The organism is Pseudomonas putida (assembly GCF_001976065.1).
GTDB classification, from domain to species: Bacteria; Pseudomonadota; Gammaproteobacteria; order Pseudomonadales; family Pseudomonadaceae; genus Aquipseudomonas; species Aquipseudomonas serbica.
Map to the genome: position 1 here is coordinate 666,290 of NZ_MNAH01000003.1, position 25,229 is coordinate 691,518.

A 25,229-nucleotide genomic window follows, 5' to 3' on the forward strand; every position below is an offset into this window, starting at 1 on the left:
ACGCGCGAATGTCACCGCATGGTTACATAGAACCGCTCTGGGACGACGCCGCCAGCGCACTGGCCATGCTCGGCGCCAGCGGCAGGCGCGGGATCAGCAGCGCTTGCCAGGCATGATAGAGGTCGGGTTTGCCGGCCCAGATATCGCCGCTCGGGCGGTTCAACGGGTCGAGTTCGTGGTGCCAGCTGCCGTTTTCGCGGTCGATGAAATGACTGTCGCAGAATTCCCAGAACTGTCGGTACCAGTGTTCGTATTGCTCATCGCCCGTGCGCCTGAGCAAGGCACTGGCGGCGGCGCTGGCTTCGCAATGGGTCCAGTGCAGGCGATGACGAACCACTGCCTGGTTATCCCAGTCGAGGGTGTAGACCAGGCCCGGCGCCCCATCGATGTTCCAGCCGTGGCGGCAGTTGTGCTCGAAGAGTTTTTGCGCGTCGGTGGCCAACCAGCCCGGCGTAAGCATGCCGGCGCGCACCCGCGCCGCTTCGAGATGCAACAGCAATCGGGCCCATTCGAAACCGTGGCCCGGCGTGGTGCCGTAGGGACGGAAACCGTCGGCCGGGTTGTCGCGGTTGTACTCGCGCAGCGGTTGCCAGGCGCGGTCGAAATGCTCGACCACCAGGTAGTCATTGGCCGCGGCATGAGCATGAATCACCCGCTCGACGATGCGCTGGGCGCGGCACAACCAGCGATTGTCGTCGGTGACATCGGCCAGGGCGAGGAAGGCTTCGGTGGCGTGCATGTTGCTGTTGGCGCCTCGGTACGCCTCCTCCTCGCTCCAGTCGCGGTTGAAGGATTCGCGCATGGCGCCTTCGTCTTCGCTCCAGAAATAGCTGTCGATGATGTCGATCGCGTTGTCGAGCAAGGCCTGCGCGCCGGGCCGTTGCGCGACCACCGCGGAACTCGCGGCCAGGGCCACGAAGGCATGCAGGTAAGCGTTCTTGCCGGTGTTGCCGTCACGGTGCTCGGCCATCGCGAACCAGCCACCGTGCACGGCATCGCGCAACGGCCCGCGCAGGGCCTGGATGCCGTGATCCACCAGCTCGGCAAAACCCGGCAGACCCTGGATGTGGGCCATGGCGAAGCTGTGGGTCATACGCGCGGTGTTCATGGTTTGTGCTTGCGCATCGGCCGGCAGGTGACCGCGCTCGTCGAGATTGCCGAAGCCTTCAGGGAGCTTCGAGGCCTTGGCAAACGCCAGCAGGCGCAAGCCTTCGGCGGCGAGCCATTGCTGATGGGCGGAGGCGTTCAGCCAGCTGCTGAAGGCGGGTTGAAAGGAGTCCATGGGGTGCCTTTTTTGTTGTTATGACTGTGGGGCAGTCTAAACAACGGGCGGTGGCGGGCTTGTAACGAAGGGGGCGAGTTATGTCACCGAGTTGTGACATTTATCGTTTGGAATTGTGTTGAATGATCTGACGCCTTCGCGAGCAAGCCCGCTCCCACATGGGAATGCATTCCAACTGTGGGAGCGGGCTTGCTCGCGAAGAACGATAACGTGGTATCGCTAATCAATGCTGCGGGGCAACTGCAGGGTCACCCGCAACCCGCCCTCACGCAAATTCTGCAAACTCACCTCACCGCCATGACTATGGGCAATATTGCGCGCAATCCCCAACCCCAACCCATACCCCTGCTGCTGCCCGGCCAGGCGGAAGTGCGGTTCGAACACCTGCTCCAGCCGCTGCTCGGGAACCCCAGGTCCTTCATCGTCGACATGCAGGACAAACGCGCTGTCGTCGTCATCAATGTGCAGGTGGGCGTTCTGGCCGTATTTCAGGGCGTTGTCGATCAGGTTGCCGATGCACCGCTTGAGCGCCAGCGGCTTGCCCGGATAAGCCGCCAGCGCGCGTCCGTGCTGGGTCACGCGACCGTTGCCGGTGGGTGACAGGTACGGCTCGACCAGGCACTCCAGCACATGATTGAGATCCACCTGCTCGATATTTTCATGGATGTCGGTGTCTTTCACACATTGCAGCGCGCCCTTGACCAGCAACTCCAGCTCATCCAGATCGCGACTGAACTTGGCTTGTATCTTTTCGTCTTCGAGCAGTTCGACACGCAGCCGCAGCCGGGTGATCGGCGTGCGCAAATCGTGGGAAATCGCGCTGAACAACTGGCTGCGCTCGGTCAGGTAACGACTGATGCGCTCGCGCATGGTGTTGAAGGCGCGGCCGACTTCGACCACTTCACTGCCGCCGCCTTCGGCCACCGGCTCGACGTCGGCGCCCAGCGACAGGTCCCGCGCCGCCCGCGCCAGGCGCTTGAGCGGCCGGCTTTGCCAGTGCACCAGCAGACCGATGAACAACAGCAAAAAGCCGCTGGTGAGGACGATGAACCACACTTGCTGCGCCGGCAGGCCCTGTTCTTCAAGGCTGGTGTAAGGCTCAGGCAATAGCGAGGCGATGTACAGCCATTCACCTGGCGCCATCTGGATCTGCGTGACCAGCACCGGCGGGTTCACCGGCTCCAGGGTCAGGGCGTAGTGCGCCCAGGAACGCGGCAATTCGTCGAGCTTGAGACCGCCGTTGAAGATGCGCAGGTCTTCGGGACTGACAAAGGTCACCGAGATGTCGGTGTCCTGGCCCAGGGACTGGCGCAGCACCTGATCCACGGCCTTGATCACCGCCTCCTTGCGTGGCGTGATCGGCAACACTTCCATGCCCAGGGGTTTGTCATTGAGCGTCACCACGAACCGTGTGCCGCCCATGCTGCGCAACTGGTCGAGCACCAACGGGCGATACGCCACCGGCAACGAGCGCAGGTAACTGACGCTGGCGTTCATCGAGTGAGCGAGGCTGCGCGCACTGGTGACCAGGCCTTCCAGTTGGGTCGCACGCAATTGAGAGACCCAGATCACGCTCGACAAGGTCTGGGCGAACAACACCGCGAGCAAGGTCAGCAGCAACATGCGCCCGAGCAGCGAGCGCGGCACCGGCACGCGGCCGGCCAGCTTGCGCAGGAAATCAGTGACCATTGGCGGCAACCACACTGGCTGCCAGCTGATAGCCGCTGCCCCGTACGGTGCGAATCAGTCGCGGTGGCTTTTCCGTATCGCGCAGACGCTGGCGCAGACGACTGACCGCCATGTCGACGATGCGGTCGAGGGGCATCAGATCCCGGCCGCGGGTGGCGTTGCCGATCGTGTCGCGGTCAAGGATTTCCTGGGGGTGGTCGAGGAACAGCTTCAACAGGGCGAAATCGGCACCGGACAGAATCACCTCTTCACCGTCAATGTGAAACAGGCGATGACTGACCATATCCAGACGCCAGTCATCGAAGGCCAGCACTTCGCCGCCGGAGCCCTGGCCGAACTGGGCCCGGCGCAGCAAGGCCTTGATGCGCGCCTGCAATTCCCGTGGGCTGAAGGGCTTGCCCAGGTAGTCGTCGGCCCCCAGTTCCAGGCCGATGACCCGATCGGCCTCGTCGGAGCTGGCGGTGAGCATGATGATCGGCACCTGTGACTGACGCGGGTGCTGGCGAATCCAGCGGCACAGGCTGAAACCGTCTTCGTCCGGCAGCATCACGTCGAGGATCACCAGGTCGCTGGGCGCATCGTTGAGGGCCTGGCGAAAGCCTGCACCATCGGGCGTGGTCCGTACCTGGAAACCGGCGCGGGTCAGGTAGGTGTCCAGCAACTCGCGTATCTCTTGATCGTCATCGACCAACAAAATCGACTTGTTGACTGAGCTCACAGGAAGGCGTCCTTGTTATTTGAATTGGGCGGATTATGCCTTAAGCACTGAAACTGCAAACACCACAGAAACAACTGTGGGAGCGAGCCTGCTCGCGAAAGCGGTTTTACATTCAACACATTCGTTGACTGACACACTGCATTCGCGAGCAGGCTCGCTCCCACATTTTGATCGCATTTTCAAACCGGAATGGATTGCTCCAGCGCCACACCCGCGCCAACAAGCCCGGAATACGGCGCCGTCACCAACCACACCGGGATACCCTTGAAGTAATCGCTCATGCAGCCCTTGTCGGCAAAGCACCGGGCGAAGCCGCTTTCGAGGAAGAAATCGGCGAAGCGCGGGATCACCCCGCCAACGATGTACACGCCACCGCGCGCACCGGTGGTCAGCACATTGTTGCCGGCCACGCGGCCGAGCCAGCAGCAGAATTGCTCGAGCACTTCCAGGGCAATCGGGTCGCCCGCCAACCCGGCAGCCGTAATCGCCTCCGGGGTGTCGAGCACCGGCCTGTGGCCGTCCACCGCACAGATCGCCCGATAGACCCGGGGCAAGCCGCTGCCACTCAACGCCGTTTCAGCGCTGACGTGCCCGATCTCGTTGAAGATGTGCTGCCACAATTGAGTCTCGCGCGGGCTGCTCAGCGGCAGGTCGACGTGACCACCTTCCCCCGGCAAAGCGGCAAAACGGCCTTCACCGAGATCAAGCAAGGTGCCGACACCCAGCCCCGTCCCCGGGCCAATCACCACCGCCGGGCGCAACGGCTCCGGCGTGCCTTCGCACACCACGCGAAACTCGCCGGGTTGCAGGCGGGTCATGCCCAGGGCCATGGCCGAAAAATCGTTGACCAGCAGCAACCGGTCCACCTGCAAGGTCTGGCAGAACCCCCGGCGACTCAGGCGCCAGTGGTTGTTGGTGAACTTGAATTCGTCGCCGCTCACCGGGCCCGCCACCGACAGGCACACCGAGCCGATCGAACCCGGCGCCAGGCCCAGCCCGCTCAGATAGAGGGCAATCGCCTCTTCCGGGCTGGCGTGGTCGGCCGTCGCCAGCACCTGGACCGATTCCAGTTGCTGGTTCTTCCACAACGCGAAACGTGCGTTGGTGCCTCCGATGTCACCGACCAAAGCCAGTTTCAATTAAGCGTCTCCAGGGCAGAAGTGAAGGCGCTGGCCCCCTGCTCTGCCGAGCTGAAGGCCATGCGCATGAAACCAAACAGTTCGCGACCGGTGCCGATGTTGTTGCCCAACAGGCCCTTGGCCGGCGTGCGCGCTGCAAATTCTTCGGCGTCCACCTTAAGCTCCAGGGTGCCTTTGACGCCATCGACGCGGATGATATCGCCCTCTTGCACCCGCGCCAAAGCGCCGCCCACATAAGCTTCAGGGCTGACGTGAATGGCCGCGGGGATTTTCCCCGACGCACCGGACATGCGCCCGTCGGTGACCAGGGCCACCTTGAAGCCGCGATCCTGCAGCACGCCAAGGAACGGCGTCATCTTGTGCAGTTCCGGCATGCCGTTGGAGCGCGGGCCCTGGAAGCGCATCACCGCGACAAAATCCTTCTCCAGCAAACCGGCCTTGAACGCATCGGCCAGGTCCTGCTGATCCTGGAACACCATGGCGGGCGCTTCGACGATCTGGTTTTCCAGGGCCACCGCAGAAACCTTCATCACCCCGCGACCAAGATTGCCTTCCATCACCCGCAAGCCGCCCTCTGGCGAGAATGCGCGGGCGACCGGACGCAGGATGCTTTCATCAAGGCTTTCGGTGATGCCTTCGCGCCAGACCAGCTCGCCATTGTCGAGGAACGGTTCCTGGGTGTAGCGGCTCAGGCCATGGCCCAGCACGGTGTTGACGTTTTCGTGGAGCAGCCCGGCTTCCAGCAGTTCGCGGATCAGGAACGACATGCCGCCCGCGGCCTGGAAGTGGTTGATGTCGGCCTTGCCGTTCGGGTAGACGTGACTCAGGGTCGGCACTACCTCGGAGAGGTCGGCCATGTCCTGCCAGGTCAGCTGGATACCTGCGGCCATGGCAATGGCCGGCATGTGCAAGGTGTGGTTGGTCGAGCCGCCGGTGGCATGCAGGGCGACGATGGAGTTGACCAGCGAACGCTCGTCGACGATTTCGCCGATCGGCAGGTAATCGCCATTCTGCTTGGTAATGCGCGTCACCTGGTGCGCCGCTTCGCGAGTGAGCGCGTCGCGCAACGGTGTGTTCGGGTTGACGAAGGAGGCGCCCGGCAAGTGCAGGCCCATGACTTCCATCAGCAGCTGGTTGGTGTTGGCGGTGCCGTAGAAGGTGCAGGTACCGGGGCTGTGGTAGGAGTTCATTTCCGACTCCAGCAGCTCTTCGCGGCTGGCCTTGCCTTCGGCGTAGCGCTGGCGCACGTCGGCTTTCTGCTTGTTGGAAATGCCCGACACCATCGGCCCGCCCGGGACGAAGATCATCGGCAGATGGCCGAACCGCAGCGCACCCATCATCAGGCCCGGGACGATCTTGTCGCAGATGCCGAGCATCAGCGCGCCATCGAACATGTTGTGGGACAGCGCCACGGCGGTGGACAGCGCGATCACTTCACGGCTCGGCAGGCTCAGCTCCATGCCGGGCTCGCCCTGGGTCACGCCATCGCACATGGCCGGGGTGCCGCCGGCGAACTGGCCGACGGAGCCGATTTCGCGCAAGGCTTTTTTGATCAGCTCGGGGAAGACTTCGTACGGCTGGTGCGCCGAGAGCATGTCGTTATATGACGAAACAATTGCGATGTTGGCGGAGTTCATCATCCGCAGGCTGTTCTTGTCGTCGCTGCCACAACCGGCCACGCCGTGGGCAAAGTTGGCGCATTGCAGCTTGCCGCGCATCGGACCGTCGCTGGCGGCATCGCGAATCAGTGCAAGGTAAGCCTGACGCGTGGCGCGGCTGCGGGCGATAAGCCGTTCGGTGACCTCAAGGACGCGGGGATGCATGTGTAGAACTCCAGGCTAACGGATGTGGCGACCTGATTGTCTATGCTGATCAAAGGCCGGTGTCGATGGGATGACAGACGGTTTTCTTGATCGGTTGGACCAGTTGATTCAGGTCACTCGTTGTAGATTGAATAAAATATTGCCATTAAAAAGGCTTGTTTTCTATTTTTTTGCGAATAATCTTGTAATTCCAACAACAAAACGACGGCGGCGCTGACAAATGACTCTACGAATCGCAATCAATGGTTTTGGCCGAATTGGTCGTAACGTCCTTCGAGCACTCTATACCCAAGGCTATCGCCAGGATTTGCAGATCGTCGCCATCAACGACTTGGGAGACAGCGCTATCAATGCGCATTTGCTCAAGTACGACACGGTTCACGGCACGTTTGAAGCCGATGTCCAGCATGATCAGGAAAGTCTCACCGTCAACGGCGATCGAATTTCGGTGAGCGCCATTCGCAATCCGGCCGAACTGCCCTGGGCTGCGGAAAAGATCGATGTGGTGTTCGAGTGCACCGGTCTGTTCACCGACCGCGCCAAAGCCGCCGCGCATATTACGGCCGGCGCACGCAAAGTGATCATCTCCGCGCCAGCATCAGGTGCCGACGCCACCGTGGTGTATGGGGTCAACCACGACATTCTGCGCCAGTCGCACCAGATCATTTCCAACGCCTCGTGCACCACCAACTGCCTGGCCCCGGTGGCCCAGGTGCTGCACCGCGAACTGGGCATCGAAAGCGGCCTGATGACCACCATCCATGCCTACACCAACGATCAGAACCTGACCGACGTCTACCACAGCGACCCGTACCGCGCCCGTTCGGCCACCCAGAACATGATCCCGAGCAAGACCGGGGCAGCCGAAGCGGTCGGCCTGGTGCTGCCGGAACTGGCGGGCAAACTGACCGGCATGGCGGTGCGCGTGCCGGTGATCAACGTCTCCCTGGTGGACCTGACCGTGCAGCTGAAAAAAGAAGCCACGGCTGAAGAGGTCAACGCGCTGCTCAAGCAGGCCAGCCAGCATTCGAAGATCCTCGGCTACAACACCTTGCCGCTGGTTTCCAGCGACTTCAACCACAACCCGCTGTCGTCGATCTTCGACGCCAACCACACCAAATCCAGCGGCAAGCTGCTCAAGGTGCTGGCCTGGTACGACAACGAATGGGGCTTCTCCAACCGCATGCTCGATAACTGCCTGGCGCTGTGCCACGCAGAGTAAGCGAAGCTTACTTGTAGGAGCTGCGATGCGGCGATCCGACTTGCCAGCGAAGGCATCCTCGAGATCGCCATCGCCAGCATGCCAGACGCCCCCCGTTGTTTATGGAACAACCCATGATCGGTATCAGCTTCACCCAAAAGACCATGACTGCGCGCAAGCGCATCGCCCTGGTCGCTCACGACCACTGCAAAGTGTTTTTGCTGGACTGGGCAGAACGCCAGAAAGACCGCCTGGCCCGGCATGAACTGGTCGCCACCGGCACCACGGGGTTGTTGTTGCAACAACGCCTGGACCTGCCGGTGGAAAGCATGATCAGTGGCCCGCTCGGCGGAGACCAACAGCTCGGCGCGCGCATCGCCGAGCAACGGGTCGACATGCTGGTATTTTTCTGGGACCCGTTCGAACCACAACCCCACGATCCCGACATCAAGGCATTGCTGCGGGTTGCTGCGGTGTGGAACATCCCGGTGGCATGCAACGAATGCAGCGCCGACTACCTGCTCAGCAGCCCGCTGATGGATCAGGCGCATCCACATCGGATTCCGGATTACGCGACGTACCTGCAAGGCCGCGCGTAAACCTTCACAATTCAATACTTGACCATTCGAGTAGATGATAAGCATTATCATCTACTCGAAATGGATCAGGTCCTCCCGTGAGTCAATCGCGCTTCAACGACGTCTTCATCACCCAGCGAGTGTCCCTGCTGCGCACGCTGGAGCGGATGGTCAATAACCACAGCACCGCCGAAGACCTCTTGCAGGAAACCTACCTGCGCGTGACCCGAGCGCTCAGCGAGCGGGCCATCGATCACCTGGAGCCCTTTGTTTTCCAGACGGCCCGCAACCTGGCACTGGACCATTTGCGTGCCCGACGCATCCACTCGCGGACCATGGTCGATGACGTACCACTGGACGTGGTGGAAAGCGTCGCCGCCCCCGCCAGCAGTGCCGAGGACGCCGCCCATGCCGAACAATTGCTCGAGCGTCTGAACGTGCGCCTCAGTCAACTCAGTGCCCGCCAGCAGCAGATTTTCATCCTCAGCCGCCTGCACGGCCACAGCTACCTGGAGATTGCCGAGAAACTCGACGTCTCGCTCAGTACCGTGCAGAAGGAGCTGAAACTGATCATGACGATCTGTATCGGCCTCGCCGACCGGTTGAACGACCACTGAATCGCCGCTGGCTCGACGCACCTGGTCATCAGGGCTACCCTTGGCCCTCTTTTGCGCTTCACTAAAAAAACAGCCGTGCACAGACACTGCCGAGGAAACACCGTGACGGACACCCACCGCGCCCCTTCGCCTGCCCAGGCGCCGGCCACAGCCGAGGCGATGGACCAGGCCCTGGACTGGCTGATCGTGCTGGACAGCCCGAGCGAAGAACAGACTCGCCAGTTCCACCAATGGCTCGCGGCCGACCCGGCGCACGCCGAAGCGTTCGCCAGGGCCCAGGCGATCTGGAACGGTGCACCCGTCACCCAATGCGCGCAGAGCCTGGCGACGCAGCCCGCGAAAGTCAGCGTGCTGTCGCGCCTGCGTCCGCACTGCAAACCCCTGGCCACTGCCGCCGTGCTGATCCTCGGTTTGTTCAGTTTCAGTAATCTGCCCCTGCGCCTGCAGGCCGATCACCTGACCGTGGTTGGCGAGCGCCAGCGCCTGCAACTGGAGGATGGCTCGCAAGTGCTGCTCAACACCAACTCGGCCTTCTCCAGCACCATCAACGAGCACAAGCGCGTGGCCCGCCTGTATCAGGGCGAGGCGTTTTTCGACGTGCAGCCCCATCGCGGCCTGCCGCTGGAAATCGACGCAGGGCGGGTCACGGCGAGTGTCCGCGATACCGCGTTTGCCGTGCGTTACCTCGATGGCGTGACTCAGGTTCGGGTGCAGCGCGGGGATGTCGACTTGCGCGCCACCGGCGGCGACGCCCGGGTACGCCTGACAGCCGGGGAAAGCATCCGTATCGGCCCCAACGGTTTCGACCGCCCGGCCAAACTGGATGCGGCCACCGACCTGGCCTGGGTCCAGGGTCGCCTGGTGTTTGAAAACTGCCCGCTGAGCCAGGTGCTGGCGGAGCTGCGCCGCTATTATCCGGGCTGGATCATCAACAACAACGAGCGATTGGCCGATGTTGCCGTGACCGGGAATTATCGTCTCGACCAGCCGCTGGACGTGATCCGATCGCTGGCACACATCACCTCGGCACAGCTCAAGGAATACCCGGCGCTGGTGATCTTGAACTAAATGAGAATTATTTTTACTCGATAGCCAAAGCTCGTACGTCTCGTTATAGCCAATGCAATTGATTCGCATCTCTATATGCCAATCAGCACCTATAAAGATTCGTGCGACACGGAGCGCTATCGATGTCCTCTCGCCTTACCCGCCCAGCCTCTTCACCCTCCCGCGTACTGTCGCTGCTGACCGCCGCCATTTTGATGGCCGGTACTGCACCGGTCATGGCCGCCACTGCCGCCGAGCAGCCGGCGCGCAAAATGGGCGATTACGCATTCACCATTGCGCCGCAGTCGCTGGTGTCGGCGCTCAATGCCTTTACCGCTGTGACCGGCTGGCAGGTCGGCTTTTCCGCCGAACTGGCTCAAGGCATGGAGTCGCCGGGCGTGCGCGGATCGCTGACACCGGAAAAAGCCCTCGAGCGCCTGTTGGTGGGGACCCACCTGAACTATCGCAAACTGGGCAGCAACAACATCATCCTCGAGCCTCGCATTGACTCCGGCACGCTCAACCTGCAACAAGTGACCATCAGCGCCACGCGTCAGGAGCAGGACGTGAGCAGCGTGCCCAGCACTGTCACCGTCCACACCCGCGAAAAGCTCGACCGCAACAACGTCAACAGCATCAAGGATCTGGTGCGTTACGAGCCAGGCGTTTCGGTGGGCGGTGCCGGTACACGCGCGGGGCTTTCCGGCTACAACATCCGCGGCATCGACGGCGACCGTGTGTTGACCCAGGTCGACGGCGTGCAAGTGCCCGACGGCTTTTTCAATGGCCCGTACGCCCAGACCAACCGCAATTACGTCGACCCGGAAATCGTCAAGCGCGTGGAAATCCTCCGTGGCCCGGCGTCGGTGCTGTACGGCAGCAACGCCATTGGCGGCGCCGTCAGCTACTACACCCTGGACCCGGACGACATCATCAAGCCAGGCCAGGACGTCGGTGCCCGCCTGAAGACCGGCTACAGTTCGGCCGATGATAGCTGGCTCACCTCAGGCACCGTGGCCGGGCGCACCGGCGACTTCGACGGTTTGTTGCACCTCAGCCAGCGCAATGGTCATGAAACCGAGTCCTACGGCGAGACCGGTGGAACCGGCCTGAACCGCACTGAAGCCAACCCCGAGGACGTGCGCACCACCAACGTGCTGGCCAAGTTGGGCTGGAACTACGCTGACGATGCGCGCTTCGGCTTGACTTACGAGCACTACAAGGACGATCGCGACACCCATCAACTGAGCGCCGTGGGTGGACCCTTCAACGCGGGACGCGGCTTCGGTTTCTACCAATCGCGCACCGGCAACGACACCATTACCCGCGAGCGCTTTGGCCTGGAACACCGCTTCGCCCTGGACAGCCTGCTGGCCGACAACATCAAGTGGACACTGAATTACCAGATCGCCAAGACCGACCAGAGCACGGAAGAAATCTATGCGCCGTCGCGCACGGTGCTGCGTAACCGCGATACCACCTACAAGGACCGCCAATGGGTATTCGATGCCCAGGCTGACAAGGCATTTGCCATTGCCGACACGGACCATGTCGTCACTTACGGCACCACCATCAAGCAGGACAAAGTCACCGGCCTGCGCACCGGTAGCGGCACCTGCCTGACCGTGGCCGGTACCTGCCGTGTCGTCGGCGCCGCCAGCCCTGCCGACACCTTGACCCCGGCCAGCGACTTCCCGGACCCGACCATCAACACCTACAGCCTGTTCGCCCAGGACCAGATCGCCTGGAACGACTGGACCTTCGTGCCCGGCCTGCGCTACGACTACACCCAGCTCAAGCCGCACCTGACCGATGAGTTCCTGGTGACGGCCGACCAGAGTGGTAACGGCGAGGTCAACGAGGACACCAAGACCTGGCATCGCCTGTCGCCGAAGTTCGGTACCACTTACCGCTTCGACGACAACTACACCTGGTATGGCCAGTACGCCGAAGGCTTCCGCACTCCGTCCGCCAAGGCCCTGTATGGCCGCTTCGAAAACCTGGCGGGTGGCTATCAGGTCGCGCCCAACCCCGATCTCGAACCGGAAAAGAGCAAAAGCTATGAAACCGGCCTGCGTGGGCAGTTCGAGGCCGGCACCTTCGATGTCGCTGTTTTCTACAACAAATACCGCGACTTCATCGACGAGAACGCCATTACCCCCGGCTACACCGAGACGACCTTCCAGAGCAACAACATCAAGCACGCCACCATCAAGGGCCTGGAACTCAAGGGCCGCTTGAACCTGGATAGCTTCGGTGCGCCAAACGGCCTGTACACCCAGGGCTCCGTAGCCTACCTGTATGGTCGCAACGATGACAGCGGTGAGCCACTCAATAGCGTCAATCCGCTGACCGGCGTGTTCGGCCTCGGTTATGACCAGGACCAATACGGCGCGTTGCTGAACTGGACCCTGGTCAAGCGCAAGACCCGCGTCGACAGCACCAGCTTCAACACGCCGGACGGCACCAGCACCCAATTCAAGACACCGGGTTACGGTGTGCTTGATCTGGCCGGTTTCTACAAGGTAAGCGACGACCTGACCGTCAACGCCGGCCTGTACAACCTGACTGACAAGAAATACTGGCAGTGGGATGACGTACGCGGCTATGACAGCGTCGGCGAAGCCTCGGTAACGCAGCCAGCCAACCTCGATCGCCTGACTCAGCCTGGACGCAACTTCGCGATCAACCTGGTCTGGGACATCTGAACCTGAGCACCTCACCGCGCGTTGCTGTAACAGCCGCCCGGTGAGGTTTTTTTACTGTCATGCGCCTGCTCATTCGTCTCGTTACCAAGCGCCTCTTCTTTTCCAAGGATTTGCCATGACCACCCAGGACACCGCCCAACGCCCCACCCTGCGTTCACAACGCTTGAACCAGGTCACCAACGAGCCGCACAGCAAGCTCGATGCACTGGTCAAGGCCCATGCCCCCTTTGAAACCCAGGCCAGCTTTGCCCGGTTCGTGGTGGCGCAATACCTGTTCCAGTCGGAACTGGTGGCGCTGTACAACGATGCCGAACTGACGGCCATCGTCCCGGACCTGCCGGCGCGCTGCCGTGCCGATGCGGCCAAGGCAGACCTCGCGGACCTCGACAGCGAAGTGCCGGCGCCGGTTGCCGGTGCGCTGCAGAACCCAGGCAAAGCCCGGGCCCTGGGCTGGATCTTCGTCTCCGAAGGCTCGAAGCTGGGCGCGGCGTTCCTGATCAAGCGTGCCGTGGGCCTGGGCCTGAGCGAAACCTTCGGCGCCCGCCATCTTGGCGAACCTGAAGGTGGCCGCGCGCAAGGCTGGAAAAATTTCGTCAAGACCCTCGATGAACTGGAACTCAGCGCCGAGGAAGAAGCCGAGCTGGATAAAGGCGCCATCGACGCCTTCAACCGCTTCACGGTGTTGCTGGAACAGGCTTACGCCAGCACCCCGGAAACCGCCTGACACCCCACCGCCCTTTGTAGGAGCGAGCTTGCTCGCGAAGGTGTGTCAGGCACATTGTATTTGAATGTGCCGCCGTCTTCGCGAGCAAGCTCGCTCCTACAAGGGGCCGATTGTGCCCGCAAGATCGCCAGTTTACTTTGAGCCCATGCCCACCTCCTCCAAACTCGCCCGCCTCCTCTTCGGCCTGCTGGCCTACGTCAGCCTCGGCATCGGCCTGGTCGCCATCGTCATACCCGGCCTGCCGACCACCGAATTCATCCTCCTGGCCGCGTGGGCTGCCACGAGAAGTTCGCCGCGCCTGAGCGCCTGGCTGGAAAACCATCGGCTGTTCGGCCCCATCCTCAGTAACTGGCGCAACGGCAAGATCATCGCGCGCCGGGCAAAAATCAGCGCCACTGTCAGCATGCTGTCATGCGCCGGGCTCATGTTGGTGATGCTTGATCACGGCTGGCCGATCTACCTGGCGATTGCTGGCATGGGCCTGGGCAACTTGTGGATCTGGTCGCGACCGGAATCCCTGGCGCAACGCCGATAAACTTCCCCGTTTTTCATCCGCTTTCCGGCACTTTTTCCCGCGCAAACGTTTAAACATGACCGTTCGTCGGCAGCCCCCTCATGCATTCTGTGCCCCGCGCCGATGAGCTGGAATGGCGCTAAATGGATTTGGCGTGTCGAGCCGTAATGGCTCACAGCCACCCCTCATCCATTCGCGAGCTCGCCCCATGTTCGACTCACTGTCCATCCGCCTGAAAATCGTCCTGTTGTCCGGCCTGTGCCTGCTTGGCGTGGTCGCATCGATCGTGGGCATGAACCTCTACCAGACCAATCAGAACGATGAACTGGTCAGCGCCTCCAGCAGCAGAATGCTTACCGACAGTGTGCAGGACCTGCTCCAGGCCAAGGCGGCCGAGCAAGCGGTGCGGGTGCAGAAGACGTTCGGTGAAACCCTGACGGTGGTGACCGCCCTGGCGGACCAGATCAAGGACATGCGCACCATGGCCGCCAAGCGTTCGCTGGAGGCCGGCACCCTGCGCGAGGAGCTCAACCAGAGCCTGAAAACCGCCTTCGAGCGCAACAGCAAGGTGCTGGGGATCTGGCTGGCGTTCGAACCCGACGGCCTGGATGGCAAGGACAGCGAATTCGTCGGTGACGCCGCGCGCCAGTCCAACGAAGCCGGTCGTTTCGCCACCTACTGGAGCCGTGCCGCAGGGACCGCGCTGAACACGATCATGGTCGAAGAAGACATGACCAAGACCACCCTGAACCTCAGCGGCACGCCTTACAACGTGTGGTACACCTGCCCCCGGGACAGCAAGCGGACCTGCCTGCTGGACCCGTACGCCGACACCGTCGCGGACAAGGAAGTGTTGATGACCACCATTTCCATACCGCTGCTGGTGGACGGCAAGGCCATCGGCGTCGTCGGTATCGATATCGCCCTCGACACCTTGCAGGCCGCCGCCGTCGACTCCCAGCGCGAGCTGTTCAACAACGCCGGGCACATGCTGATCGTCTCCGGCAGCGGCGTGCTCGCCGCCTACAGTGTCGACGCCGGCAAGGTTGGCAAGAGCATCGGCGACACCCTGGGCGCCGAAGGTAAAGACATCCAGCAATCGCTGGGTAGCGGTGCGCCGAAGATACTCCAACAGGGCGACCTGATCCGCGCCGTGTACCCGGTCAGCCCGATTGCCGACGCCAAGCCCTGGGGCGTGGTGATCGACTTGCCCAAACAAGTGCTGCTGGCCGATTCGGTGAAGCTGCAAGCAGTGCTCGACGATGCCCAGCAAAGCGGCACGCTCAAGGCGATACTGGTCGCCGTCGTTGCCGGCCTGCTCGGCCTGTTGCTGATGTGGCTGACTGCTTCCGGCGTGACCCGGCCGATCAACAGCGTGGCCGTGATGCTCAAGGCGATTGCCAGCGGCGACGGCGACCTGACCCAGCGCCTGCACTACAGCAAGAAGGATGAACTGGGCGAACTGGTCAGCTGGTTCAACCGCTTCCTCGACAAGCTGCAGCCGACCATCGCACAGATCAAGCAGAGCATTACCGATGCCCGCGGCACCGCTGACCAGTCCTCGGAAATCGCCCGCCAGACTAGCGAAGGCATGCAGGTGCAATTTCGTGAAATCGACCAGGTCGCCACCGCGTCCAATGAAATGAGCGCCACCGCCCACGACGTCGCCAACAGCGCGTCGAACGCCGCCAGTGCGGCCAAGGGTGCCGATCAGTCGGCCCGCGACGGCATGCAGATCATCGAGCGCAGCACGCGTGACATCAATCAGCTGGCCGACGAAGTCAGCAAGGCCGTGACGGAAGTCGAGGCACTGGCGGTCAACAGCGAGCAGATCGGTTCGGTACTGGAGGTGATCCGCAGCATCGCCGAACAGACCAACCTGCTGGCCCTCAACGCGGCGATTGAAGCCGCCCGTGCCGGCGAGAGCGGTCGCGGCTTTGCGGTGGTCGCCGACGAAGTGCGCAACCTGGCCAAACGCACCCAGGATTCGGTGGAAGAAATTCGCCTGGTGATCGAGCGCATCCAGACCGGAACCCGCGGTGTGGTCGCCACCATGCACTCGAGCCAGACCCAGGCCCACAGCAACGCCGGACAAATCCAGCAAGCGGTCCAGGCCTTGGGCAAAATCAGCGACGCGGTCACGGTGATCAGCGACATGAACCTGCAGATCGCCAGCGCCGCCGAACAGCAAAGCGCCGTGGCCGAAGAGGTCAACCGCAACGTATCGGCGATCCGCACCGTCACCGAAACCCTGACCGGGCAAGCCACCGAATCGGCGCAGATCAGCAGCCAGCTCAATGCCCTGACCACCCAGCAGATGAAACTGATGGATCAGTTCCGGGTGTAATTCATCCCGTCTCGCTCCTACAATCGGGCTCTCGTTCCGGAGGGCCCTTCGATGACTGATTTACTCACGTCCATTCAAGCCGAACTCGGCATGCCGCACACGCCCATTGCGTTCACCTCCAGCGGCGCCCTGCCCTCGGCGTTTGCCGTCACCGACCTGGCGTGCGCCAGCATCGCCGCCGCCGGCCAGGCTGTCAGCGAATTGCTGCACCAGCAAACCGGACGCTTGCCCGGCCTTGAAGTCGACCGACGCCTGGCCTCCTTCTGGTTCTCCGGTTCTATTCGCCCGGTTGGCTGGAAGGTTCCGCCGCTGTGGGACCCGATCGCAGGTGACTACGCCACAAAGGATGGCTGGATCCGCCTGCACACCAATGCGCCCCATCACCGCGCCGCCGCTGAATCGGTGCTGGGCGCCTGCGCCGACCGCAAGGCGATGGCCAGTAAAGTGGTGCGATGGGCCAAGAGCGACCTGGAGCAGGCCGTGGTCGATGCCGGGGGCTGTGCCGCCCAAATGCGCAGTTGGGAACAGTGGCAGGCCCATCCGCAAGGGCTTGCGGTCAATGCCGAACCGCTGGTTCAGTTCACCACCGGCAACCACCGGCACAGCACCGCCTGGCAGGGATCGGTGGCGCAGCCCCTGGCCGGCATCAAGGTGCTGGACCTGACCCGCGTGCTGGCAGGCCCTGTCGCCAGCCGCTTTCTCGCTGGCCTTGGCGCCAACGTACTGCGCATTGACCCACCCACCTGGAACGAGCCCGGCGTGGTGCCGGAGATGACGCTGGGCAAGCGTTGCGCACGCCTGGACCTGCACGACAAAACCGCTCGCGAGGTATTCGAAAGCCTGCTCAAGGACGCCGACATCGTGCTGCACGGTTATCGCGCCGATGCCCTGGAACGCCTGGGATATGGTGCCGCAGAACGGCACCGACGGATCCCAGGCCTGATCGACGTTTGCCTCAACGCCTACGGCTGGAGCGGCCCGTGGCAGAACCGTCGCGGCTTCGACAGCCTGGTGCAGATGAGCAGCGGCATCGCACATGCCGGCATGATCAGCCAGCAGGCGGATAAACCGGCACCTTTGCCCCTGCAGGCGCTCGATCACGCCACCGGGTATCTGATGGCGGCCAGTGCGATCAAGTTGTTGGCTGGACGCTTGAACAACGGCCAGGGTGGTTCGGCGCGGCTGTCGCTGGCGCGCACGGCGAAACTGTTGATCGACCAGGGTCGCGGGAGCGACGAACCGTTGCGGGCCGAAGATGAACAGGACCAGGGGATGCTCGTCGAGCAAACGCCATGGGGCCCGGCACATCGCCTGCACGTCCCGCTGAAGATCACCGGGACACCCGTGCAGTGGACGCTTGCGGCGTCTGAACTGGGTTCACATCGTGCGCAGTGGTAGCCCATGAAATTCGACCTCGCCTATTGCCTCGGCCTCGATGAAAAACTGTCGATCTACGACGTGCGCGATCTGAATTTCGACGAGACGATGGCGTTCGATTCCGCGAAAGAACATTTCCAATGCCCCAATGACGCCTGTCGCCTGGCGTTCGATGTGGCGAACGGGCTGGGCACGTTCAACGCCAAGAACGTCAACTATGTGCGCACGCCGCATTTCAAGAACCTGCCGAGCACGCGGCATGTCGCCGGTTGTCCTTATGTGAGCCTGAAGGCCCCGACCTCGACCGGCGAGGAAACGGATGACAGTCGTGAGGAACATTTCCCGTCGGAATTGTTACTGAGCAGGCGTGAATACCTGCGCAAGCCATCGCACCCGATTGTGGCTGCCGATCTGCAAGGAGCTGAACCAGCAGCGGCTCCGGCAGCCAACAGTGTCGAGCAGCCCGGGCGGGAATCGGCACCGGACAAGACCAGTGTCTTCGCCCACCCGGTGGAGTGCTTCGTGTCGAATTTCGAGGACAAGGCGCTGCTCAAGCGCATGCCGCTGAAGATTGGCGAGCACACGGCACCGTATGCCTCGTTTTTCAAGAAGATCGAATACCTGCAAGACAACAAGGGGCTGGTCTACTGGGGCAAGATCAAGCAGATCAAGGACTACACCCAAAGCTTTCGCATCGATTTCGAGAAGAAGGTCTGGTTCGAGAAAAAACCCTACTCAGTCAACGTTTACCTTAACAAGAAGCTGATCGATAGCTACCGCAAACGCACGGCGTTCCTGGCGCAGATCAAGCACGCCATCGAGAGCGGGCGGCCGTTGTATTGCTTCTTTTATGGCGTCCAGCCGGCGCTGCAGCAGGTGCCCAGCAAAAAAAATCCCGAGCAGACGTTCGGAGTGTTCAGCGCCAATATCGAGAATCTGGACCACTTGATCGTGCGCGAGGCGCCGGGACTGGAGGGCTAGTCATCGGTCCCGCACAGACACTGACCTTCTGTCTGGCCAAGGGGTACGAATCGGCAAAAATCGAAAAATGCGTTTGATCCGGATCGAAAACAACTGTACAAAAACACAGTGAATTTAAAACCAGTACTCTCGAGCCCGGAGAACCCCCATGGCCTCTCAAGCGATGAAAATCACCCTGGAACGTATCGCCCTCTTCCAATTCACCCCGGCCCACTGCGCCCAGGCCCGAGCGATGCTGGGCTGGAGCGTGGAAACCTTGTCCCGCGAAGCCGGGGTTTCGGTGCAGGCCATCGAGCGCTTCGAGGCGCGGCAGGATGTGCTGGATGTCACTCGCCTGGCATTGGCGTACCGGCTTGAAGCGGAAGGGCTGGTGTTCTTCCCCGGGTTTGCGCCGGGCAGAGGGATGAACGTGAAAGGGTCTACGCCCAATCCAATGGCGCGGGCGGATTTTGCGATGGTTGAATGAGGTCGCAACTCCACCTTGCGAGTTACGACCAGATTTGCAGCGAACTGAAACTACGGCCTGAATGCAGGTATTGGCCGTGCATGGGACGCCTGTTCATAGCCATAAGCCAAGGCCAGGAGACTGGCTTCGCTCCAGCGTGCACCGAAGAACAATGCTGATGTGGGCAGCCCTTCCTCGTCTGCTCCGGTAGGCATCATGACGCTGGGGTATCCCGCCAGCGGAACGATGTTCAACCCCGGTGAGCCGACATCCAGCACCACGGCATCCAGTTGGTGCCGCGCCAGGACGTCATCGATGACCGCGGCGTTTTCACGCTGGATTGTCTGCCACAGTTGCTCGTAGGTACGTTGGTCAAACGCCACGTCATTGGCAGCGATCAAGACGCTTTGCCCATGACCTTCGACGCCGGGTGTGTGTTGATTGAAACGCACAAGGTCTTCGAGGCTCTGAATTGCCAGACCGGTCCGTTTCGCGAGGTAGTCAGGCAGGTGTCTTTTGATGCCCATGGAAAGAGCCTCGTCCACCTGCGCCGACTGAGGGTCATTGAGCTCGATGGGTATCATCGTTGCCCTGGCGGCCTGCATGACTTCCAGCGCACGGGAAAACTGGGGATCGCCCTGAGCTGCCTCACCACTCACATCGAACTTGAGTGGATAACCGAGGCGCCGTCCAACCAGCGAACCGGGCCTGAGCAATGCCGTGTAATCCAAGCCATTGAGGGCTTGCGGTTTGCTGACCGGATCGGCGGCGTCATTACCCGTCATGGCGTTTAGCAGCAAGGCCGCATCGCGAACGGTGCGGGCCATCGGCCCAGGGGTGTCGAGTTTGTGTGTTACCGGAACAATGCCACTGCGACTCAACAACCCCACCGTGGGCTTGAGCCCCACCACCCCATTGAGCGATGCCGGACAGACAATCGAGCCGGCGGTTTCCGTCCCTACACTCAAGGGTGCGAAACCTGCGGCTACTGCCGCGCCGGACCCTGAGCTCGAACCGCAAGGGGTCTGGCTTAACAGATGCGGATTCCTGGTTTGTCCGCCTCGGCCGCTCCAGCCGTCGGGAAGCGCTGCATCACGAAAGTTCGCCCACTCGCTGAGATTGGTCTTGCCCAGAATGATCGCGCCAGCGGCCCTCAGCCGTTGCACGATAAAGGCATCCTTGGCGGCGGGTTGCCCGATCATGGCCATTGACCCGGCGCTGGTCTGCATCTGATCTGATGTATCGATATTGTCTTTCAACAACAGTGGAATTCCGTGCAAGGGGCCGCGAACATGCCCGGTTTCGCGCTCACGATCCAGCGACCTGGCAATCGCCAGCGCATCGGGGTTCAGCTCAATGATTGCATTGATCCCGGGTCCGTTTTTATCGAGTCTGTCGACGCGTTGCAGCAGATGTTGTACCAGCGCCTCGGCGCTCAGTTGGCCGCGCTCCATTTCCTTGCTGATTTCATCGACACTCAAGTACTCCAAGGCTTGCCCATTGGCGCAGCTTGCGATCGATAGCAGAACAATCTGGGCCAGCCGCGTCATGCAGCCTTTCAACTTTACATCCATGTGAATGACATCCTTATGGTAGCAAGTGAATGAGTTCACTCGCTCTCCAGCCTACAGACGCGGCCGGAAATGTCCGTCATCACTTGCCCCCGAATCACATAGGAAAACTCGCTTCGTCCTGTAGTTGTTTCACCCGAGACTTTGCTGCTCCTGGTAAACCTGCTGTTCGACTTCATACCACCACGCCGTACCGCGCTGCGCAGCCAGCACATTGAACGCCTCGCCCATGCGCGGCGTGGTGATCGAGACATTGCGCTCCCAGGCCAGGGCCAGGATACGGTCGAAGGGTTCGTACCAGGCATGCATCGACAAATCGAAGGTGCCGTTGTGAATCGGCAGCAACCAACGCCCCTTGAGGTCGAGGTGAGCCTGCAGGGTTTGCTCAGGTTGCATGTGCACATGGGGCCAGTCGACGTTATAGGCGCCGGTTTCCATGAGTGTCAGGTCGAAGGGGCCGTATTGTTCACCGATGTGTTTGAAGCCGTCGAAGTAGCCGCTGTCGCCACTGAAGAAGATGCGCGTATCGCCATCGATCATTACCCACGAGGCCCACAGGGTGCTGTTGCCGTCGAATAGGCCACGACCGGAAAAGTGCTGCGATGGCGTGGCGACGAACTGAATGCCCTCGACCTCAGTGCACTGCCACCAGTCCAGTTGACGGATTTTACTGGGGTCGATACCCCACTTGATCAGGGTATCGCCCACCCCTAACGGGGTGAGGAAGTACTTGGCCTTGTCGGCAAGCTTGAGCACCGCCCGATAGTCCAGGTGATCGTAGTGATCGTGAGACAGGATCACGGCTTCTATCGGAGGCAATTGATCGAGGCTGATCGGCGGCTGGTGAAAACGCTTGGGGCCGGCCCATTGCACGGGGGAGGCGCGTTCGGCGAAGACCGGGTCAGTGATCCAGAATCTGTCGCGCAGTTTGAGTAATACCGTTGAATGACCAAGGCGATAGACGCTGTGGTTCGGCGCAGCCATCAACGCCGCTTGCGTCAGCGACTGCACGGGTACAGGTGCCGTCGGACGGGTGTCGCGGGGTTTGTGAAACATCGCGCTCCAGAGGATACGCAAGGTTTTGCCAACGCTTAGACGCTGGATCGGCCGATGGTTTTGAAACTGTCCTTGAGCCTGTCGGGAAGCTTCGGGCTTGGAGGCGCTGTTCGTCGCGGAAGTTGATTTGGCCATGGGCAAGACTCCGGGAAAACCGCTTCACGATTCTCCGTCCAGTGACGATAAATGGCCGAGACACGCACGCATCAGCCGAGCACTCTAGTTTTACCGGGCAGGATTAACAAAACATTACACTGCACAGTGTAGTTTCAAGGTTGCAGCAAAGCCGATCACAAGTAAACTACCAAGTGTAATTTTCCTTTCTTCTTGCCGAAGCGTATTTATGACAGCTCCACAGCGCCTCACCGACCGTAAACGCGAAGCGATCATTCAGGCGGCGATTGTCGAATTTCGTGCCAATGGATTCGACATCACCAGCATGGACAGGATTGCTGCCACCGCCGGTGTGTCGAAGCGCACGGTGTACAACCACTTCCCCAGCAAGGAAGAATTGTTCGCCGAAATTCTCAATCAACTATGGGTCCGGGTAACGGCGGAACAGGAAGCGCCTTACCGTCCGGACCTGCCCTTGCGTGACCAGATGCGGCACCTGCTGACGGTAAAGCTGCAGATGTTGAGCGATGAGAACCTGCTCGATCTGGCGCGGGTGGCTATCGCTGCCACCATCCACTCCCCCGAGCGCGCACAAAGCATGGTGGCCCGGATGGGTGAGCGTGAAGAAAACCTGACCCTGTGGATTCGTGCCGCCCAGGCCGATGGTCGCTTGAAAGCGGTCGCCCCGGAATTTGCCGCGCAACAGTTGCATGGCATGCTCAAATCCTTTGCCTTCTGGCCGCAGATTTCCATGGGGCTGCCGGCTTTGTCGATCGAGATGCAAAGTACCGTGGTGGAGTCGGCGCTGGACATGTTCCTGGCCTGCTATCAGGTGCAATAAACGACAATCTCGACGGCGGCGTCGAAGGATTGGTCGCTCTGATGTGCACGGTGAAAATGTGTTTCAGAATGAAACCCGCACCGAGGCTATAGGGCGAATTCAACCGGTCGTCGCAACACCTTGATCGAGGTGTTTATGGGACGACCTGCCGGATGGATGCAAAAATTGACGGGCCAAAGACCTGAAAAGCCTGAGGCAGCCGACGCCTACACTGCGAAGAGGCCGGTGCATCACCGCACGACCATCAACCTCGCACCAAACGCCTCACCGCCGAAATCTCCGGCACTTCCCGCCTGTCCATGTATACCCGCAGCGGTTCAGTAATGTTGATTCGGTCGTCGATGTTCTGATCCAGTAACAGCTGAATCAACTCGCGCTTGAGGGTCATGGTTTGCTCAGGGCCGGCAGCCCAGACGAATTCGCTGGAGGGAATGATGCCGTCGTCAGCCACGTCCATGCCGAAGGCGTCCTCGCTGAAGCGAACGATGTAGTGGCCGGTCTTGCGATTGAGGCCAACGAAGCCGTTGAGTTGGTCAGCGGCCTGGCAGATGAGCTGGGAAGTGATGCGCACGCAAACCTCACAATAAATGATCGATGGTTTACACGCGTGGCCAGCGAATGGTTTTCCCTCTGCCGGGGAATTTGCCTGGGCCAAGAATAATGCAGACAAGCGCACAAAAGCGCTGACCCGCATCAGCTTTCAACACGTTTATGTCGGTCTCGTGATAGCGCTGGCATCGCTCAGTTGTTAAAAGAGACTCTTTGAAACCTGTCACGAAAGGATCTCGACCATGCCGGCCACCTTCACCCAAAGCGCCCTGCTCCTGAGTTTGCTGCTTGGCCTCGGCCAGGCCCAGGCCGCCAGCGAGCCCGGCCCCGCCGCGCTGGCCACCCGTGTGGGCATTCCACACCCGGCGGTGATCGCTCACCGTGGCGCGTCTTTCGATGCCCCGGAATCCACCGCCGCCGCCTACAGACTGGCACGCGACGTGGGTGCCGATTACCTGGAGCTGGACCTGCAGCGCAGCAAGGATGGCGTGCTGTTCGCTCTGCACGACAATAACCTGCAACGCACCACCGATGTCGCCAGCAAGTTCCCCGAGCGCAAGGACAGCCCCGCCAATGCCTTCACCATGGCCGAACTGAAAACCCTGGATGCCGGCAGCTGGTTCAACGCGGCCTACCCCGATCGCGCGCAGCCTGCGTTTGCCGGCCTGAAAATCCTCACCCTCGATGAAATCATCGACATCGCCCAGGGCAATCCGCTGCACAAGCCTGGCCTCTACATCGAAACCAAGGAGCCCAAGCAGTTTCCCGGTATCGAGCATGACCTCAAGGAAAAACTCCAGGATCGAGGCTGGCTGAGCCCGGCGGGGTCGAAACTGGCCAAAAGCGAACTGCGCGTCGGCCAGGGCAAAGGCAAGGTGGTGCTGCAAACCTTCGACAAGAGCAGCCTCGAATTGCTGCAAAAGGAAATGCCACAGGTACCGAAGATCCTGCTGTTGTGGGTCGGCGAAGGCAACATCGAGCCACAATCGACCGTGAGCTTTGCCGAGTCCGGCGCCAAGGACAAAGCCGCTTACTACGCCAAACAACAACCCAAGGATAAAGCCGAGTTCCAGCGCTGGGTCGACTACGCCAAGACCCAGGGCGCAATCGGCACCGGACCGTCCGCCGCGCTGACCCAGGGTGGCGATCAGAGCTACGCCGACCTGGTGCAACCGTGGATGAATCAGTACACCCACGATCAAGGTCTGCTGGTGCACGCGTACACCATTGATGAGGCGGTGGATTACCAGAAGGTCATGGAGGCAGGCGTCGATGGCATTTTCACCAACCGTGCCAGCGAATTGCTGAAGTTCTACAAGCGTCCGGCGCCGGTGAGTGTGGCGCAGGTGCTGCGCAATAATGGGTATTGATTGTTCGATTCAAGGGAATTTAAGCGTGAATTAAGTTGCCACAATTAATCTGATCCCACTTAGACAGCTCACCCAAGGAAAGAACCTCATGAAAACCCTGACCGCTCTGTTCACTGCTGCCGCCCTGACCCTCACCGCGGGCCTGGCCCAGGCCAAAGACGTGCCCGTCGACCAGATCCCTCAGCTGGCCAAGGATGGCAAGATCAAGCCGCTGGAAGAGCTGAACCAGATCGTGCTGAAGTTGCACCCCGGCGCGACGATTACCGACAGCGACCTGGACAAGCACTCCGACATCTACGAGTACGAAGTCGAACTGCGCGACGCCAAGAATGTTGAATGGGACGTGGACCTGAATGCCGCCACCGGTGAAGTCCTGAAGAACAAGCAAGACGACTGATACACCCGGAGAAAAGCCGCACGATGGCAACATCGTGCGGCTTTTCTGCGTCTGGGTGGCATGGCAGGTCGTTGGGCGTTTCCCAAGCGCCAGGATTAGTAGGCGCGTGGATTTTTCGATCGGTGGTCACCGCAAAAAAAA

21 protein-coding genes and 2 pseudogenes are annotated in these 25,229 nt (G+C 61.1%); 15 read left to right on the forward strand and 8 right to left on the reverse strand.

What is annotated here, in order from left to right; genetic code table 11:
• Positions 1-22: 22 nt before the first annotated feature.
• The 5 genes from BKX96_RS14285 to edd all read right to left on the reverse strand — a co-directional run bounded on the left by BKX96_RS14285 (position 23) and on the right by edd (position 6,651).
• Positions 23-1,282 (reverse strand): D-mannose isomerase, encoded by a 1,260-nt coding sequence (locus BKX96_RS14285; protein ID WP_077184319.1) that lies wholly within the window; start codon positions 1,280-1,282, stop codon positions 23-25.
• Between the two features lie 219 nt (positions 1,283-1,501).
• Positions 1,502-2,971, reverse strand: a complete 1,470-nt coding sequence (locus BKX96_RS14290) for an ATP-binding protein (protein ID WP_046816612.1) — start codon at positions 2,969-2,971, stop codon at positions 1,502-1,504.
• The gene (locus BKX96_RS14295) at positions 2,961-3,689 is read right to left on the reverse strand and encodes a response regulator (RefSeq protein WP_046816611.1); all 729 of its coding nucleotides are present in this window, start codon (positions 3,687-3,689) and stop codon (positions 2,961-2,963) included. The genes BKX96_RS14290 and BKX96_RS14295 overlap by 11 nt, the downstream gene beginning before the upstream one ends.
• A 179-nt stretch (positions 3,690-3,868) precedes the next feature.
• Complete coding sequence (locus BKX96_RS14300) at positions 3,869-4,828, reverse strand: glucokinase (RefSeq protein ID WP_046816610.1); 960 nt, start codon at positions 4,826-4,828, stop codon at positions 3,869-3,871.
• A complete protein-coding gene (gene edd, locus BKX96_RS14305) occupies positions 4,825-6,651 on the reverse strand; it encodes a phosphogluconate dehydratase (protein ID WP_046816609.1) in 1,827 nt (608 codons plus the stop codon). Before edd ends, BKX96_RS14300 begins: the two co-directional genes overlap by 4 nt.
• A gap of 220 nt (positions 6,652-6,871) precedes the next feature.
• Between edd and gap the strand changes: the two genes are divergently transcribed.
• The 12 genes and pseudogenes from gap (at position 6,872) to BKX96_RS14360 (ending at position 19,211) form a co-directional block, all read left to right on the forward strand.
• Complete coding sequence (gap, locus tag BKX96_RS14310) at positions 6,872-7,873, forward strand: type I glyceraldehyde-3-phosphate dehydrogenase (protein ID WP_046816608.1); 1,002 nt, start codon at positions 6,872-6,874, stop codon at positions 7,871-7,873.
• A gap of 113 nt (positions 7,874-7,986) precedes the next feature.
• Positions 7,987-8,451 carry a methylglyoxal synthase gene (locus BKX96_RS14315; RefSeq protein WP_046816607.1) on the forward strand — a complete coding sequence of 155 codons (465 nt, stop codon included), beginning with the start codon at positions 7,987-7,989 and terminating at the stop codon, positions 8,449-8,451.
• Between the two features lie 77 nt (positions 8,452-8,528).
• A complete protein-coding gene (locus tag BKX96_RS14320; RefSeq protein ID WP_046816606.1) occupies positions 8,529-9,047 on the forward strand; it encodes an RNA polymerase sigma factor in 519 nt (172 codons plus the stop codon).
• A 102-nt stretch (positions 9,048-9,149) separates the two neighbouring features.
• Positions 9,150-10,115, forward strand: a complete 966-nt coding sequence (locus BKX96_RS14325; protein ID WP_077184321.1) for a FecR family protein — start codon at positions 9,150-9,152, stop codon at positions 10,113-10,115.
• Between the two features lie 122 nt (positions 10,116-10,237).
• Positions 10,238-12,802, forward strand: a complete 2,565-nt coding sequence (locus tag BKX96_RS14330; RefSeq protein WP_077184324.1) for a TonB-dependent receptor — start codon at positions 10,238-10,240, stop codon at positions 12,800-12,802.
• Between the two features lie 115 nt (positions 12,803-12,917).
• Positions 12,918-13,526 carry a biliverdin-producing heme oxygenase gene (locus tag BKX96_RS14335; RefSeq protein WP_046816603.1) on the forward strand — a complete coding sequence of 203 codons (609 nt, stop codon included), beginning with the start codon at positions 12,918-12,920 and terminating at the stop codon, positions 13,524-13,526.
• Between the two features lie 145 nt (positions 13,527-13,671).
• On the forward strand, positions 13,672-14,061 hold the full coding sequence (locus BKX96_RS14340) for a YbaN family protein (protein WP_046816602.1): 390 nt from the start codon (positions 13,672-13,674) through the stop codon (positions 14,059-14,061).
• A gap of 460 nt (positions 14,062-14,521) precedes the next feature.
• Positions 14,522-15,529, forward strand: a pseudogene (locus BKX96_RS33535) (methyl-accepting chemotaxis protein); the annotation flags it as partial.
• A 330-nt stretch (positions 15,530-15,859) separates the two neighbouring features.
• Positions 15,860-16,387: pseudogene (locus tag BKX96_RS33540) on the forward strand (methyl-accepting chemotaxis protein); the annotation flags it as partial.
• Between the two features lie 51 nt (positions 16,388-16,438).
• Positions 16,439-17,785 carry a CoA transferase gene (locus tag BKX96_RS14350; protein ID WP_077184327.1) on the forward strand — a complete coding sequence of 449 codons (1,347 nt, stop codon included), beginning with the start codon at positions 16,439-16,441 and terminating at the stop codon, positions 17,783-17,785.
• Positions 17,786-17,788: 3 nt separating this feature from the next.
• On the forward strand, positions 17,789-18,745 hold the full coding sequence (locus BKX96_RS14355; RefSeq protein ID WP_077184329.1) for a hypothetical protein: 957 nt from the start codon (positions 17,789-17,791) through the stop codon (positions 18,743-18,745).
• Between the two features lie 148 nt (positions 18,746-18,893).
• Entirely contained in the window at positions 18,894-19,211 is a 318-nt protein-coding gene (locus BKX96_RS14360) for a helix-turn-helix domain-containing protein (protein ID WP_046816598.1), read from the forward strand.
• 50 nt (positions 19,212-19,261) lie between these two features.
• Here the strand turns inward: BKX96_RS14360 and BKX96_RS14365 are convergent, their stop codons facing one another.
• Together BKX96_RS14365 and BKX96_RS14370 are read right to left on the reverse strand one after the other, a co-directional pair.
• A complete protein-coding gene (locus tag BKX96_RS14365) occupies positions 19,262-20,764 on the reverse strand; it encodes an amidase family protein (protein ID WP_077184332.1) in 1,503 nt (500 codons plus the stop codon).
• A 129-nt stretch (positions 20,765-20,893) separates the two neighbouring features.
• Positions 20,894-21,952: an MBL fold metallo-hydrolase gene (locus BKX96_RS14370; protein ID WP_077184335.1), complete on the reverse strand. Its 1,059-nt coding sequence runs from the start codon at positions 21,950-21,952 to the stop codon at positions 20,894-20,896.
• Between the two features lie 208 nt (positions 21,953-22,160).
• Here BKX96_RS14370 and BKX96_RS14375 point away from each other — a divergent pair, with 208 nt between their 5' ends.
• On the forward strand, positions 22,161-22,772 hold the full coding sequence (locus BKX96_RS14375) for a TetR/AcrR family transcriptional regulator (protein ID WP_077184338.1): 612 nt from the start codon (positions 22,161-22,163) through the stop codon (positions 22,770-22,772).
• Positions 22,773-23,016: 244 nt separating this feature from the next.
• Here the strand turns inward: BKX96_RS14375 and BKX96_RS14380 are convergent, their stop codons facing one another.
• Complete coding sequence (locus BKX96_RS14380) at positions 23,017-23,343, reverse strand: DUF2025 family protein (protein ID WP_046816594.1); 327 nt, start codon at positions 23,341-23,343, stop codon at positions 23,017-23,019.
• Between the two features lie 220 nt (positions 23,344-23,563).
• Between BKX96_RS14380 and BKX96_RS14385 the strand changes: the two genes are divergently transcribed.
• Entirely contained in the window at positions 23,564-24,691 is a 1,128-nt protein-coding gene (locus tag BKX96_RS14385; protein WP_077184342.1) for a glycerophosphodiester phosphodiesterase, read from the forward strand.
• Between the two features lie 88 nt (positions 24,692-24,779).
• A complete protein-coding gene (locus BKX96_RS14390) occupies positions 24,780-25,088 on the forward strand; it encodes a PepSY domain-containing protein (protein ID WP_046816592.1) in 309 nt (102 codons plus the stop codon).
• Positions 25,089-25,229: the final 141 nt, after the last annotated feature.

What these genes read in the sequence shown, in the direction of transcription:
- edd (WP_046816609.1), bottom strand. Translation starts at nt 6,651, where the DNA reads ATGCATCCCCGCGTCCTTGAGGTCACCGAACGGCTTATCGCCCGCAGC.
- BKX96_RS14350 (WP_077184327.1), top strand. Translation starts at nt 16,439, where the DNA reads ATGACTGATTTACTCACGTCCATTCAAGCCGAACTCGGCATGCCGCAC.
- BKX96_RS14340 (WP_046816602.1), top strand. Translation starts at nt 13,672, where the DNA reads ATGCCCACCTCCTCCAAACTCGCCCGCCTCCTCTTCGGCCTGCTGGCC.
- BKX96_RS14355 (WP_077184329.1), top strand. Translation starts at nt 17,789, where the DNA reads ATGAAATTCGACCTCGCCTATTGCCTCGGCCTCGATGAAAAACTGTCG.
- gap (WP_046816608.1), top strand. Translation starts at nt 6,872, where the DNA reads ATGACTCTACGAATCGCAATCAATGGTTTTGGCCGAATTGGTCGTAAC.
- BKX96_RS14285 (WP_077184319.1), bottom strand. Translation starts at nt 1,282, where the DNA reads ATGGACTCCTTTCAACCCGCCTTCAGCAGCTGGCTGAACGCCTCCGCC.
- BKX96_RS14390 (WP_046816592.1), top strand. Translation starts at nt 24,780, where the DNA reads ATGAAAACCCTGACCGCTCTGTTCACTGCTGCCGCCCTGACCCTCACC.
- BKX96_RS14365 (WP_077184332.1), bottom strand. Translation starts at nt 20,764, where the DNA reads ATGGATGTAAAGTTGAAAGGCTGCATGACGCGGCTGGCCCAGATTGTT.
- BKX96_RS14335 (WP_046816603.1), top strand. Translation starts at nt 12,918, where the DNA reads ATGACCACCCAGGACACCGCCCAACGCCCCACCCTGCGTTCACAACGC.
- BKX96_RS14290 (WP_046816612.1), bottom strand. Translation starts at nt 2,971, where the DNA reads ATGGTCACTGATTTCCTGCGCAAGCTGGCCGGCCGCGTGCCGGTGCCG.
- BKX96_RS14360 (WP_046816598.1), top strand. Translation starts at nt 18,894, where the DNA reads ATGGCCTCTCAAGCGATGAAAATCACCCTGGAACGTATCGCCCTCTTC.
- BKX96_RS14385 (WP_077184342.1), top strand. Translation starts at nt 23,564, where the DNA reads ATGCCGGCCACCTTCACCCAAAGCGCCCTGCTCCTGAGTTTGCTGCTT.
- BKX96_RS14330 (WP_077184324.1), top strand. Translation starts at nt 10,238, where the DNA reads ATGTCCTCTCGCCTTACCCGCCCAGCCTCTTCACCCTCCCGCGTACTG.
- BKX96_RS14375 (WP_077184338.1), top strand. Translation starts at nt 22,161, where the DNA reads ATGACAGCTCCACAGCGCCTCACCGACCGTAAACGCGAAGCGATCATT.
- BKX96_RS14370 (WP_077184335.1), bottom strand. Translation starts at nt 21,952, where the DNA reads ATGGCCAAATCAACTTCCGCGACGAACAGCGCCTCCAAGCCCGAAGCT.
- BKX96_RS14315 (WP_046816607.1), top strand. Translation starts at nt 7,987, where the DNA reads ATGATCGGTATCAGCTTCACCCAAAAGACCATGACTGCGCGCAAGCGC.